At 74.1% G+C, this 13,286-nt stretch carries 14 protein-coding genes; 10 read left to right on the top strand and 4 right to left on the bottom strand.

Annotation, left to right across the window (positions count from 1 at the left end):
* Positions 1-48: 48 nt before the first annotated feature.
* Positions 49-867, bottom strand: coding sequence for an enoyl-CoA hydratase/isomerase family protein (locus tag DSM104329_RS09675; RefSeq protein WP_259315225.1), 819 nt, complete (start codon positions 865-867; stop codon positions 49-51).
* A 123-nt stretch (positions 868-990) separates the two neighbouring features.
* Between DSM104329_RS09675 and DSM104329_RS09670 the strand changes: the two genes are divergently transcribed.
* The 8 genes from DSM104329_RS09670 (at position 991) to DSM104329_RS09635 (ending at position 7,632) form a co-directional block, all read left to right on the top strand.
* A complete protein-coding gene (locus DSM104329_RS09670) occupies positions 991-2,091 on the top strand; it encodes a sensor histidine kinase (RefSeq protein WP_259315224.1) in 1,101 nt (366 codons plus the stop codon).
* A complete protein-coding gene (locus DSM104329_RS09665) occupies positions 2,088-2,657 on the top strand; it encodes a response regulator (protein WP_259315223.1) in 570 nt (189 codons plus the stop codon). Before DSM104329_RS09670 ends, DSM104329_RS09665 begins: the two co-directional genes overlap by 4 nt.
* 14 nt (positions 2,658-2,671) lie before the next feature.
* Positions 2,672-3,442 carry an N-acyl homoserine lactonase family protein gene (locus DSM104329_RS09660; RefSeq protein WP_259315222.1) on the top strand — a complete coding sequence of 257 codons (771 nt, stop codon included), beginning with the start codon at positions 2,672-2,674 and terminating at the stop codon, positions 3,440-3,442.
* A gap of 92 nt (positions 3,443-3,534) precedes the next feature.
* Positions 3,535-3,936, top strand: coding sequence for a cupin domain-containing protein (locus DSM104329_RS09655; RefSeq protein WP_259315221.1), 402 nt, complete (start codon positions 3,535-3,537; stop codon positions 3,934-3,936).
* Positions 3,933-4,835, top strand: coding sequence for an NAD(P)-dependent oxidoreductase (locus tag DSM104329_RS09650; RefSeq protein ID WP_259315220.1), 903 nt, complete (start codon positions 3,933-3,935; stop codon positions 4,833-4,835). Before DSM104329_RS09655 ends, DSM104329_RS09650 begins: the two co-directional genes overlap by 4 nt.
* A gap of 4 nt (positions 4,836-4,839) precedes the next feature.
* Positions 4,840-5,742, top strand: coding sequence for an NAD(P)-dependent oxidoreductase (locus DSM104329_RS09645; RefSeq protein WP_259315219.1), 903 nt, complete (start codon positions 4,840-4,842; stop codon positions 5,740-5,742).
* Positions 5,743-6,095: 353 nt separating this feature from the next.
* Entirely contained in the window at positions 6,096-6,425 is a 330-nt protein-coding gene (locus tag DSM104329_RS09640; protein ID WP_259315218.1) for a hypothetical protein, read from the top strand.
* 13 nt (positions 6,426-6,438) lie between these two features.
* Entirely contained in the window at positions 6,439-7,632 is a 1,194-nt protein-coding gene (locus tag DSM104329_RS09635; RefSeq protein ID WP_259315217.1) for a hydantoinase/carbamoylase family amidase, read from the top strand.
* Here the strand turns inward: DSM104329_RS09635 and DSM104329_RS09630 are convergent.
* Entirely contained in the window at positions 7,622-8,302 is a 681-nt protein-coding gene (locus tag DSM104329_RS09630; protein ID WP_259315216.1) for a family 16 glycosylhydrolase, read from the bottom strand. The genes DSM104329_RS09635 and DSM104329_RS09630 overlap by 11 nt on opposite strands.
* A 115-nt stretch (positions 8,303-8,417) precedes the next feature.
* Between DSM104329_RS09630 and DSM104329_RS09625 the strand changes: the two genes are divergently transcribed.
* The gene (locus tag DSM104329_RS09625; protein ID WP_259315215.1) at positions 8,418-10,016 is read left to right on the top strand and encodes a peptide chain release factor 3; all 1,599 of its coding nucleotides are present in this window, start codon (positions 8,418-8,420) and stop codon (positions 10,014-10,016) included.
* 152 nt (positions 10,017-10,168) lie between these two features.
* Here DSM104329_RS09625 and DSM104329_RS09620 read toward each other — a convergent pair whose 3' ends face one another.
* Complete coding sequence (locus DSM104329_RS09620) at positions 10,169-10,825, bottom strand: GntR family transcriptional regulator (RefSeq protein ID WP_259315214.1); 657 nt, start codon at positions 10,823-10,825, stop codon at positions 10,169-10,171.
* A 6-nt stretch (positions 10,826-10,831) separates the two neighbouring features.
* Entirely contained in the window at positions 10,832-12,019 is a 1,188-nt protein-coding gene (locus tag DSM104329_RS09615; protein WP_259315213.1) for an acyl-CoA dehydrogenase family protein, read from the bottom strand.
* Positions 12,020-12,116: 97 nt separating this feature from the next.
* Between DSM104329_RS09615 and DSM104329_RS09610 the strand changes: the two genes are divergently transcribed.
* A complete protein-coding gene (locus tag DSM104329_RS09610; protein WP_259315212.1) occupies positions 12,117-13,235 on the top strand; it encodes a CaiB/BaiF CoA transferase family protein in 1,119 nt (372 codons plus the stop codon).
* The last annotated feature ends 51 nt before the right edge of the window (positions 13,236-13,286 follow it).

Here is a 13,286-nt window from a genome sequence, read left to right as displayed (position 1 = left end):
GAAGCGCGGCTTGACGCGCCGCCGGCGGGCGTGCGCGCCGGCTGAGGGTCAGCCGCGGAAGCGCGGCGCGCGCTTCTGCAGGAACGCGCTGATGGCCTCGACCGCCTCGTCGGACTCGACGCGCGCGGCCTGCGCGTCCGCCTCGAGCTCGAGCTGACGGCGCAGGGGCTCGAGGTAGGGCTCGTTGAGCAGGCGCTTGATGGCGGCGTGCGTCTCGGGCGGCCCGGCGGCCAGGCCCCGGGCCACGTCGAGCGCGCTCTCCAGCAGCCGCTCGTCGTCCTCGATGCGGTTGACGAGCCCGTAGGCGAGCGCCTGCTCGGCCGACACCTTCTCGCCGAGCAGCGCCATCTCGAGCCCGCGGCCCAGCCCGCCCCGTGCGGAGACGAGCAGCGACGCGCCGCCGTCGGGCACGAGCGCGACGTTGACGAACGCGAGCAGCAGCGAGGCCGAGCGTGCCGCGATGACGACGTCGCACGCGAGCGCGTAGGCGCAGCCGATGCCGGCGGCCACGCCGTTGACCGCGGCGACGACCGGCTGGGGCATCTCGCGCAGCGTGAGCGTGATCGGGTTCAGCGTGTCGCGCAGGCGGCCGGCCACGTCGGGGCGCCCCGTCTGCGTGGTGGCGCCGCTGACGTCGCGCAGGTCGGCGCCCGAGCTGAAGCCGCGCCCGGCCCCGGTGAGCACCACCGCGCCGACGTCGCGATCCGCGGCGATCGCCCGCAGCGCGGCGAGGAGCTCGCGACCCATGTCGAGGCTGATCGCGTTCAGCGAGTCGGGCCGGTGCAGCTCGACGATCGCGACCGCGCCGTCGCGTGCGACCCTGATCGTCTCGTATGCGGATCCGGGGTCCGCGGCAGTCTCAGACACGCGGCGATTGAACCACAGGGTCCGTGAACCTGCGCGCGACTCCCGGCGAAACCCGGCACCATGTTCGCTGCTTTGCCACTGACCGCGTGGAGGACCCGTCGACGGCTCGCCGAGGGCGAGGCGATGCCCTGGCTGGTGCTCTTCATCGCCGTCCGCCTCATGGCGAGCGGGATCGCGACGGCGCTCCTGGCCTTCGGCTCCGCCGACGTCGCGCTGATCGTCCTCAGCGCCTACGGCGCCGGCAGCACCGTGCTCATCGCCCTCTGGCCGCGCATCCGGCGCGAGCCCGTGGCCTGGGTGTTCGACAGCCTGTTCGTGCTCGTGCTCGTGTACGCCTCCGGCGACTGGCGCAGCCCGTTCTACCTGCTCTGGCTCACCACGCTCGCCCTGCCCGCGGTGCAGCTGCGCCTGCGCTACACCGTCTGGCTCGGGCTCGGGGCGACGCTCGTCTACCTCGTCGTGGCGATCATCGGCGGCCCGGCGCCCGGAACGGTGCGCCCGCTGACCTCCGAGACCCTCGTCGTCCACCTCGCCCTGCCGGCGCTGCTGGTGTTCGGGCTCGGCTACGCGGCCGACGCGATCCGGCGCCTGCAGTTCGAGCGCACGCGGCGCGAGCGCCTCGCGATCGAGGCCGAGCGCCGGCGCATCGCCTGGGAGCTGCACGACTCGGCCAAGCAGCGCCTCCACGCGGCGCATCTCCTGGTCAGCTCGCTGCAGGACCGCGTCGGCCACGACGTCGAGCCCGCCGTCCAGCGCGCGTCGATCGAGCTCCAGTCGGCCGCGGCCGACATGGACACGAGCCTGGCGGAGCTGCGCTCGCCGCTCGAGGGCCGGCCGCTGCACATCGCGCTCGCCGAGCGCGCGCGGACGATGGCGCCCGACGACGGCCCCAGCATCAGCGTCCGCGGGACGGCGCCCGACATGTCGCCGCTCGTCGCCGCGCACGTCTACCGGATCGGCTGCGAGGCCCTGACGAACGCCCTGCGCCACGCCGAGGCGACGGCGATCGACGTGACGCTCGAGCCGCGCGGCGGCGGGCTGCGGATGGCGATCGCCGACGATGGCCGCGGCCTGCCGACGGGGCGCCGCCCGCACGCCACCGGCATACTCGCCATGCAGGGCCGCGCCGCGAGCATCGGCGCCGAGCTCACGATCAGCGCCCGCGACGGCGGCGGAACGCGGGTTCTCGTCGACGTCCCCACGAACGGAGAGGTCCATCCATGATCCGCATCGCCATCGTCGACGACCATCCTGCGCTCCGCGCCGGCCTGCGCACGGTCATCGAAGCGGAGCCGGGCCTGGTCTTCGCCGGCGAGAGCAACGGTCAGGAGGAGTCGGTCTGGCCGCTGCTGCGGCGCACGAGCCCCGACCTCGTGCTCCTCGACTATCACCTGCCGGAGACCGACGGCCTGCAGCTGTGCCATCGCATCAAGCGCCAGATCACGCCGCCGAAGGTCCTCGTGTACTCGGCCTACGCGAGCCCGTCGCTCGCGCTGCCCGCCCGCATCGCCGGCGCCGACGGCGTCATCGACAAGGGGGTCGCCGCGCGCGACCTGTTCGAGGCGATCCGGCTGGTCTACGGCGGCGAGCGTCTGCTGCCGGAGTCGTCGCACTATCTCATGCGCGAGGCGCTCGACCAGCTCGACGACGCCGACCGCCCGATCGTCGGCATGCTGCTCGACGGCTCGACCACGAGCGAGATCGCCGAGGTCCTGCGCGCCGCGCCCGAGGACGTGGAGAACGCGGTGCGCCGCATCCTCGCCGCCCTCAGCACGCAGGTCCGCGTCTAGACGTGTGGGAGATCGTGGCGATCCGCTATGGGCAGGCGACGCTCCCGCGCAGCGTCCTCTTTCACCATTACGGCGCCTACGACGAGCCCGACGCGCCGCAGGACATGGCGTACTACGTCTACGTCCTGCGCTCGGACGAGCGAACCCTGCTCGTCGACACCGGCTTCCGTCCCGAGACGGTGGCGCGCCGGCCCGGGCGCTCGGGCATCGTCGAGCTGCCCGACGCGCTCGCCCGGCTCGGCATCGACGCGAGGTCGATCGACGAGATCATCGTCACCCACTTCCACTGGGACCACACCGGCAACCTGCACCGCTTCCCCGGGGCCGGCCTGGTCGTCCCCGAGGCGGAGGCGGCGTTCTGGAGCACGCCGGTGGCCCGTCACGCGCCGTTCTGGTCGCACGTCGAGAGCGACGACGTCGAGCTGCTGCTGAGCGCTCAGCGCGAGGGTCGCGCCCGGACGACGGGCGCCGACGAGACGGTCGCGCCCGGCATCCGCGCGATCACGGTCGGCGGCCACTCCCCCGGCCAGCAGGTGCTCGTGGTCGACACCGCGCGCGGGCCGGTCGTGCTGACCTCCGACGCCGTGCACCTGTACGAGGAGCTCGAGCTCGGCCGGCCGTTCGGGATCGTCGTCGATCTGCGGGAGATGTACGCCGCCTACGAGCTCGTGCGCGGGCTGGAGGCCGACGGTGCGCTCGTCGTGCCCGGCCATGATCCCGAGGTGACGCGCCGATTCCCGTCCGTGGGCGGCGACGCGGGGTCGTTCGCCTTCCGGATCGCCTGACGAGCTCCTACCGGCTGCGCGGTGGCACGGCCGGTCCCGTTCGCCGCGATAGGTTGCGGATGTCCAACTTACGGCGATTCGGGGTGGAGACGATGCAGATCATCAAGGGCGGCCACAGCGGGACGGCGTCCCAGCACCGCACCGACACGTTCACGGGAACGGTGTGGGCCGACGCGGTGATGGGCCAGTCCGACGGCGTGGCCATCACCAGCGTGTCGTTCTCCCCCGGCGCGCGTACGAACTGGCACCGCCACGAGGCCGGCCAGATCCTCGTCGTCACGAGCGGCTCCGGCCACATCTACGACCGCGACGGCACGGGAGGCCCGATCACCGTCGGCGACGTCGTGTTCATCCCGCCGGACGAGGAGCACTGGCACGGCGCGGGGCCGGACACGTTCATGGTGCACCTGGCGATCTCGCTCAAGCACAACGAGTGGCTGGAGCCGGTCACCGACGAGCAGTACCGCGACGCCATCGCGGGCGCGGGCGCATGAGCAATGAGCTGCCGCGGATCGGCGTCGTCGGGCTCGGCAACATGGGCGGGCGGATCGCCGCGCGCATCAGGGAGACGGGCCGGTCGCTGATCGGCTTCGACGCCGACCCGGCCCAGGCGGCCCGGCACGGGATCGAGGCGGCGGGCTCGCTGCGCGAGCTCGTCGAGCAGGCCGACGTCATCCTGCTGTCGCTGCCCGACAGCCGCGTGGTCGAGGCGGTCATGCGCGGCCCGGAGGGCCTGATCGCCGCCGCCCGCGAAGGTCAGGTCGTCGTGGACCTCAGCACCGCGTCGCCGAGCTCCACGCGGGCGCTCGCCACCGAGCTGGCCGCCCGCGGCGCGACCCTGCTGGACGCCGGCGTCTCCGGCGGCGCCGCCGCCGCCGAGAAGGGCACGCTGGCGATCATGGTGGGCGGCGACCCGGGCACCCTCGAGCAGGTGCGCGAGGTGCTCGAGCGCTTCAGCACCAGCATCTTCCACATGGGCGACTCGGGGGCCGGGCACGTCACGAAGCTGCTCAACAACTTCCTCAACGCGGTGTCGCTCGCCGCCACCGCCGAGGTGATGGTCGCCGCGCGCGTCGCGGAGCTCGACCTGCACAAGGTGCTCGACGTGATCAACGCGAGCAGCGGCGTGAACTTCGCCAGCCTCAAGCGCTTCCCGAACATCGTCGACGGCGACTACATGGAGGGCGGGCTGACGAGCAAGCTCATGCTCAAGGACGTCACGCTCTACCTCGACATGCTGCGCGAGCTCGGAGCGCCGAGCCTGAACGCGGCCGGCCCGGTGGCGAGCTTCGGGCTCGCGCTCGGGCAGGGCTACGGCGACGAGATCAGCAACCGCGTCGTCGACGCCATCGGCGACGTGGCCGGCGGCGTGCGCCTGCACGAGGAGGCCTGAGCGGATGCGCGCTCCCCTCGCGCCGAGCGCGTCCGTCGCGTTCGTCGGCCTCGGCCGGATGGGGTTCCCCATGGCCGGCCATCTCGCGGCCGCGGGCTTCGCGGTCCGTGGCTTCGACGTGTCCGCGGACGCGCGCGAACGGCTCGCGGCGCTCGACGGGGCCGCCGCGTTCGCCACGGCGAGCGAGGCCGCGGACGGCGCCGACGCGATCATCCTCATGGTCCCGGACTCGGGCGTCGTGGAGAGCGTCCTGGTCGGCGGCGGGCTGCTCGAGGCGCTGCCGCGGGATGCGCTCGTGATCGACATGAGCTCGTCCGAGCCGCTGCGCACCCGCGCGCTCGCCGAGCGGGCCGCGGGCCTCGGCGTCGAGCTCGTCGATGCCCCGGTCTCCGGCGGGGTCGCGGGCGCGCAGGCCGCCACGCTGACGATCATGGCCGGCGGCCCGGGCGAGACGGTCGCGGCGTGCCGCCCGCTCTTCGAGGTCGTCGGCGCGACGGTCGTGCACGCCGGGCCGGTGGGCGCCGGCCACGCGCTGAAGTCGCTGAACAACCTGCTCTCGGCGACGACGTTCCTGGCCACCTGCGAGGCGCTGGAGATCGGCCGCGGCTTCGGGCTGGACCCGCAGACGATGCTCGACGCGATCAACGTGTCGACGGGCCGCTCGCTCGCGACGGAGCGCAAGTGGCCCGACCAGGTCCTGACCGAGCGCTACGCGTCCGGCTTCGCGCTCGCGCTCATGGCCAAGGACATGCGCATCGCGATCGGCCTGGCCCGGCAGCTCGGCGCCGAGCACGCGCTGGGTGCCGAGGCGTTGTCGGTGTGGGAGCGCGCGCAGCGGGCGCTGCCCGCGGACGCCGACCAGACCGAGGTCGGGCGTTGGGTACGCGCCGAGAGCGGCGGCGGCTGACGACATCTTCATCGGGCCGCGCGGCTCGCCCAGCGCTCCGCGCCCGATCTCGCCGCACCACATGTCCCGCAGCATCGGGTTGCGGTGCGCGACGGCCACGGACAGGTCGCCCTGGACGCGCGCCATCCGCTCGCGGTCGCGCGCGACCGACGGCCGGTGTACATCGGGTTGCCGTGCGGCGCGGAGCCCGGCGTGCCGCCGAGCGCGGGCGTGTCGTGAGCGCCCGGGATGCGCCCGTTCTACGGACCGCGGGACCGGGGCGGCCCGCAGGAACCCCACGGGTCTGCGCGGATGGCGGGAGGGCAGGCATCGGATTGGATTTGGCGACCCATCCTCACGCACCGGAGATCGCCATGACCGCCCCGAAGACCCGGAAGGACCTCGCCCTCGCACCCGTCGCCGTCGAGATCGACCGCAACCTGCGCCGCCTGCGCGCCAAGACGCCGAGTGAGGTGGACTACGAGGTCTCCCTCGAGCTCGACAAGCCGGCGATCCCGAACACGCGCGAGATGCGCGCCGAGCGCCTGCTCATGGTGGCGCTGCGCGGCGTCGACATGCACGGCTGGGACGCCGGCCTGACCGAGGATCTCTCGGCCGTGCGCCTGACCGGCGGATCGGTGTCGCTCGACATCGCCATCGGCGCGTCCGCCATGGAGTTCATCGCGGAGCCGGTCGCCGTCTGACAGGCTCGCGGGCGTGACGCCCGCCGTCGACGCCGCCGCCGTCATCGCCCGCCTCCGGGAGGCCGACGTGCGCAGCGGCGGGCGCCGTGAGGCGTGGGGCGCCCCGTGGGCGGCGGAGCGCGAGCGGCTGGTCGAGCACGCGCGGGCGCTCGTCCCCGGGGTCGAGATCGAGCGCGACGCGTTCGCCAACCTCTGGTTCGTCGTGCCCGGCCGGCGCGCGGAGACGCTGCTGCTGGCCAGCCACGTCGACTGCGTGCCCGGCGGCGGCTGGCTCGACGGGATCCTCGGCGTGCACGCCGGGCTGGGCGTGCTGGCGGCGCTCACCACGGACGGCCCGGGTGAGCGCACCATCGCCGTCGCCGACTGGGCCGACGAGGAGGGCACGCGCTTCGGGCGCTCGCTGCTCGGGTCCTCGATGGCCACCGGGCAGGCGACCCGCGCCGAGATCGACGGCCTGGGCGCGGCGGCGGTCCTCGCCGAGCACGGCGTCGTGCTCGACCGGCTCGGCGAGCGGTCCCCGCGCCTCGCCCACGTCGCCGCGGCGCTGGAGCTGCACATCGAGCAGGGCCCGATCCTCGAGCGCGCCGGTCGCGCCTGCGCCGCCGTGTCCGGCTGCCTCGGCGTGCGCCGGCTCGCCTTCGCGCTCACGGGCGCGGCCGGCCACGCCGGCGCCACGCCGATGGCCGACCGCCGCGACCCGGTGCGCGCGGCGGCCGAGGCGATCGCCGCGATCGGCGACGCCGGAGAGGGGCTCGACGGCTACGCCACCGTCGGGCGCGTCGAGGCCGAGCCCGCGATCCCGACGGCGATCGCGCAGCGGTGCGCGTTCACGGTCGACCTGCGCCACCCCGAGCGCGATCGGCTCGTCGCGCTCGAGCGGGCGGCCGCCGATGCCGCGGATGCGGCGGCCGAGCGCCACGGCTGCGGCGTCGAGCGCCGCCTGCTGTGGGAGATCGACCCCATCGCCTTCGACTCCACCCTCGTCGAGCGCGCGGTCCGCGCGACGGGCGGCGGCGCGCCCGTGGTCAGCGGCCCGCTGCACGACAGCGCCGCGCTGGCCCGCGCGGGCATCCCGGCCGCGATGGTGTTCGCCCCGTCGATCGGCGGCATCAGCCACACGCGCGCCGAGGACACCGCGGAGACGGACCTCGCCGAGGCGATCGCGACCTTCGCCCGGCTGGCGGGCGAGCTCGCGGTCAGCCCGTGAACTGGTAGCGGTCGACGAGCATCTCGCCGGCCGCGGTCGGCACCGAGGGCTCCAGCCACGTCGGGTACCAGGCGTTGAAGATCGGCCGCAGCGCGGCGGTCGGCGCCTTCGCCGAGCGGAACGCCTCGCGCCCGTCGATCTCGAAGCGCACCTCCCCGCCCTCGCGCACGAACGCGTAGTCGTGCAGCGCCGCGGCGGGGTCGAAGTCGAGTGCGACGGTGCGCTGGTCGGCCGGCGTCTTCGTGCCGACCCGCCACACGGTCAGGATCGCCCGGTGCGGCTCGCCCGCCGGGATCTCGAAGTCGAGCTCGTCGCTCGAGTCGGTCGCGTGGTCGTGCAGGTAGAGGAAGAACGCGCTCAGCGAGCCGGGGGCGGAGCTCGCGCGCAGCCGGGCGCGGTACGTGCCGTCGCCGCGCAGCTCCGTCGCCTGGACCTCACCGCCGTCGAGCGTCCCGGCGGGCAGCGCCAGCGCCAGCCCCTGCGGACCGAACGTCACGTTGGCCGCCCGGAACGCGCCCCGGCCGAGCGGGTGCACCGAGACCCGCCACGCCGCCGGCTCCGGTCCGCGGAAGCTCGACGTCTCGGTTGTCCGGCCGCCGGACCCCCCGCCGCAGGCGGCGAGGCCGGCACAGCAGAGCGCCAGCAGCGCCGGGGCGAGGGCACGCGTCACGTCAGCGATCCTAGGCGGGCCCGAGCCGCCACTATCCTCGTTGATGACGCTCTCGCCTGCGTCGACCTCGCAGGCGGCTTCGCGCGGGTCGTCCCTGCCGAACGCACGGAGACCCATGACGATCGACGCCCCCGCCCACCCGCTCAGCACCGTCGCCGCCGAGGCCGCCCGCCGGCGGACCTTCGCGATCATCTCCCATCCGGACGCCGGCAAGACGACGTTGACCGAGAAGCTGCTGCTCTACGGCGGCGCCGTCGGCGAGGCCGGCACCGTCGGCGCGGGCAACGGACGACGCGCCGCGACGTCGGACTGGATGGAGATCGAACGCCGCCGCGGCATCTCGGTCACGTCCACCGTCCTGCGCTTCGAGCACGGCGACACCGTGCTGAACCTGCTCGACACCCCGGGCCACCGCGACTTCTCCGAGGACACCCTGCGCGTGCTCGCCGCCGCCGACTGCGCCGTGATGCTGCTCGACGCGGCCAAGGGCGTCGAGCGCCAGACGCTGCGCCTGTTCGAGGTCGCCCGCGCGCGGCGCATCCCGCTCATCACGTTCGTCAACAAGTACGACAAGCCCGGCATGGATCCGCTGGCGATGCTCGACCACATCGAGCAGGTGCTGGATCTCGCCCCGTACCCGATCACGTGGCCGGTCGGCATCCCCGGCGACTTCCGCGGCGTCGTCGACCGCCGCGACGGCGCCTTCCACCGCTTCACCCGCACGGCGCGTGGCGCGACCCGCGCCGGCGACGAGGTCCTCACCGCCGACGAGGCGCGCGAGCGCGAGGGCGACGCCTGGACCGTGGCCGAGGAGGAGCTCGAGCTGCTCGACGCGGTCACCGGCGATCTCGACCTCGAGGCCTACGCCACGGGCGCCGCGACGCCGGTGTTCTTCGGGTCGGCCGTCTCGAACTTCGGCGTCGGCCTGCTGCTCGACGCGCTGCTCGAGCTCGCCCCGTCCGCCCAGCCGCGGCCGACCGTCGACGGCCCGCAGCGCGACCTCGACGCACCGTTCGCCGGGTTCGTCTTCAAGGTCCAGGCGAACATGGACCGCCGCCACCGCGACCGCGTCGCGTTCCTGCGGGTCTGCTCCGGGCGCTTCGAGCGCGGCATGAAGGCGGTCAACGCGCGCACCGGACGGCCGTTCACGATGGCCTACGCGCACGAGGTCTTCGGCGACGAGCGCGCCTCGATCGACGAGGCGTTCCCCGGTGACGTCGTCGGCGTCGTCAACGCCGCGGAGCTGCGCGTCGGCGACACCCTGTACGCCGGCGACCCGGCTCGCTTCCCGCCGATCCCGAGCCTCGCCCCCGAGCACTTCGTCACCGTCTCGAACCTCGACACCACGCGGCGCAAGCACTTCCAGCGCGGCCTGGACCAGCTCGCCGAGGAGGGCGTCATCCACCTCCTGCGCCGCGATCCGGTCGCCGACCCCACCCCCATCCTCGCCGGCGTCGGCCCGCTGCAGTTCGAGGTGGCCGTCGAGCGGCTGCGCACCGAGTTCGGCGTGCCCGTGCGCGTCGACCACGCGAACTGGTCGCACGCGCGGCGCACCGACGCCGCCGGGGCCGAGGTGGTCCGCACCAGCCGCTGGGCCGAGCTCGTCTACCGCAGCGACGGGATGCTGCTGGCGTTGTTCGCCGGCGACTTCGCCCTCGACCGCTTCGAGCGCGACCACCCCGACGTCCTGCTGGACCGCCTCCTCGACCGATAGCGAGAACCCGCGGGGGACCGCTTCCTCGACCGATAGCGGGGGCCCGCGGGGGACCACCTCCTCGACCGATAGCGAGAACCCTCGGGACCCGCCTCCCCGCCGCAGTCTTCAGCGGCGCACCCTGGAGCGCCGGCGCGGCGGCCGGCACCGCGTCAGTCGAGGATGCCGCGCAGCACCTCGAGCGCGCGGTCGCGGTGCGCGTCGAGCTCGGCGACCAGCCGGTCGGCGTCCCGGTCGCGGACCGCGTCGATGATCCGGTCGTGCGCGTCGGTCGCGGCCGCCCGCTCGTCAGCGGAGTTGTAGTAGAGCGCCCGGTAGGCCTCGGTCGAGTCCCACAGCTGCCGGATCAGCCGGGTCGTGTGCGGCTGGTCGGGCGCGTCGAGCATCGCGAAGTGAAAGCGCCGGTTGGCCTCGAGCTCACCGGCGATGTCGCTCGCATAGGCGGCGTCGACGCAGTCGCGCGCCGCGAGCGTGAGGCGCTGCAGCGCGTCGTCGTCGAGCGTCGGCAGGGCGTGCCGCGCCGCGCGCTCCTCGAGCACGCGGCGCAGCGCGTAGATCTCCTCCAGGTCCGCGATGCGTAGCTCGGTGACGAAGTAGCCGCGGCGGGGCAGGTACGTGACCTGGCCCTCCTGCTCGAGCACGCGCAGCGCCTCGCGCACCGGCGCCACGCTGATGCCGATGCGCTCGGCGACGTCCTCCTGCGCGATGCGCTGCCCGGGCCGCAGATCGCCCGAGACGATCGCCGCCCGCAGCCACTCCAGCGCATGCTGGGGCGTGGTCTGCGGGCCGCGGGCCGGTGCGATCGCCATCGCTGCCTACCGGAACGCCTGGATGCCGGTCAGCGCGCCGCCGATGACGAGCTGGTGGATGTCGGCGGTGCCCTCGTAGGTGACGACGGACTCGAGGTTGTTCATGTGGCGGATGACCGGATACTCGAGGGTGATGCCGTTGGCGCCGAGCACCTGGCGGGCAGTGCGGGCGACCTCGAGCGCGGCGTTGACGTTGGCGAGCTTGCCCATCGAGACGTGCTCGGGGCGCAGGCGGCCCTCGTCCTTCATGCGGCCCAGGTGCAGCGCGAGCAGCGTGGCACGGTTGACCTCGACGGCCATGTTGGCCAGCTTCGCCTGCACGAGCTGGAAGGACGCGATCGGCTGGTCGAACTGGATGCGCGTCTTGGCGTAGTCCAGCGCCGCCTCGAAGCACGCGCGCGCGGCGCCGGCGGCGCCGAAGACGATGCCGAAGCGGGCCTCGTTGAGGCAGGACAGCGGACCGCGCAGCGAGGTGGCCTCGGGCAGGCGGGCGCTGTCGGGCAGGCGCACGTCGTCGAGCACGAGCTCCGACGTGATCGAGGCGCGCAGCGAGAGCTTCTTGTGGATCTCGGGGGCGCTGAAGCCGGGCGTGTCGGTCGGGACGGCGAAGCCGCGCACGCCCTCGTCCGTCGCCGCCCAGACGACCGCGACGTCGGCGATCGAGCCGTTCGTGATCCACATCTTCTGGCCGTTGAGGACCCAGTCGTCGCCGTCGCGGCGCGCGCGGGTGCGCATCGAGCCGGGGTCGGAGCCGGAGTCCGGCTCGGTGAGGCCGAAGCAGCCGATCGCCTCGCCGGCGGCCATCCGCGGCAGCCACTGCTGCTTCTGCTCCTCCGAGCCCCAGCGCCAGATCGCGTACATCGCCAGCGAGCCCTGCACGGACACGAGCGACCGCACGCCGCTGTCGCCGGCCTCGAGCTCCAGGCACGCGAGGCCGTACGCCGTCGCGCTCGTGCCGGCGCAGCCGTAGCCGCTCAGGTGCATCCCGAGGAGGCCGAGCTTGCCGATCCGCGCCGGCAGGTCGCGCGGGATCGTCCCCTCCTCGAACCAGTCGCCGACGTGCGGCGTGACCTGCTCGGCGACGAACTTGCGTACGGTGTCGCGGATCATCCGCTCCTCGTCGTCGAGGAGATGGTCGATGCCGAGGAAGTCGGTCGGGCGAAGCTCGGCGGGCGCGGCGGTGGTCGTGCTCATGGCTCGGTCCTTGGGCGTCGGTCTGATGAGGGCCGCGCGGGCTGACGCTGGGGCAGCCGCACACGGAGATCTTCGAAGATCGAATATCGTAGCTCACATGACCGCCGCTCTCGACGGCCTGCGCATCGTCGACTTCTCCCGCGTGCTCGCCGGCCCCTTCGCCACCATGCTGCTCGCCGACCTCGGCGCCACCGTCGTCAAGGTCGAGCGCCCGGGCGGCGGCGACGACACCCGGGCGTGGGGCCCGCCCTTCGACGACCGCGGGCAGGCGACGTACTTCCAGTCGGTCAACCGCAACAAGCGCACCGTCGCGCTCGACCTCGCCTCCGACGCCGGCGCCGCGGAGGCCCGCGAGCTCGTCGCCGACGCCGACGTCGTCGTCGAGAACTTCCGCACCGGCGTCATGGAGCGGCTCGGGCTCGGCTACGACGACGTTCGCGCGGTCAACCCCGCGGTCGTCTACTGCTCGGTGACCGGCTTCGGGTCCGGCGGCGGCGCGAGCCTGCCGGGCTACGACCTGCTCGTGCAGGCGGTCGGCGGGCTCATGAGCATCACGGGCGAGCCGGGACACCCGCCCCAGAAGGTCGGCGTCGCGCTCGTCGACATCATCGCCGGGCTGTTCGCGAGCACCGGCATCCTCGCCGCGCTGCGCCACCGAGACCGAACCGGCGAGGGCCAGCGCGTCGAGGTCGACCTGCTGTCCTCGCTGCTGGCGGCGCTCGTCAACCAGGCGTCGGCGTTCACCATCGCGGGCGTGGTGCCCGGCCAGATGGGCAACGCGCACCCGAGCATCGCGCCCTACGAGGTGCTCGGCACCGCGGAGGGCGACATCGCCGTGGCGGTCGGCACGGACAAGCAGTTCGCCGCGCTGGGCGAGACGCTCGGGCTGCCCGAGATCTGCAGCGACCCGCGGTTCGCCACGAACCGCGACCGCGTCGCGCACCGCGACGAGCTGCGGGCCGCGCTCCAGCGCGGACTCGCCCACCGGACCGCCGCCGACTGGGCGGACCGGCTGTGGCGCGCCGGCGTCCCCGCGGGACCGGTCAACGACGTGGCCGGCGCCTTCGCCCTGGCCGAGCGGCTCGGACTCGACCCGACGGTCGACCTGCCGCGCGAGGACGGCGGGACGACGCGGCTGACGCGCAACCCGATCCGCCTGTCGAAGACGCCCGCGACGTACCGCACCGCCCCACCGCTGCTGCCCGATGCGAGCTGACGGCGGGCCGGGAGCCTAGACTCGGGACATGCCCTCTTCGCCCCCGCCCGG

Source organism: Capillimicrobium parvum (assembly GCF_021172045.1).
Lineage (GTDB): Bacteria > Actinomycetota > Thermoleophilia > Solirubrobacterales > Solirubrobacteraceae > Capillimicrobium > Capillimicrobium parvum.
Note: the sequence above shows the minus strand (reverse complement) of the source record. Positions and strands in the feature narration are given on the sequence as shown.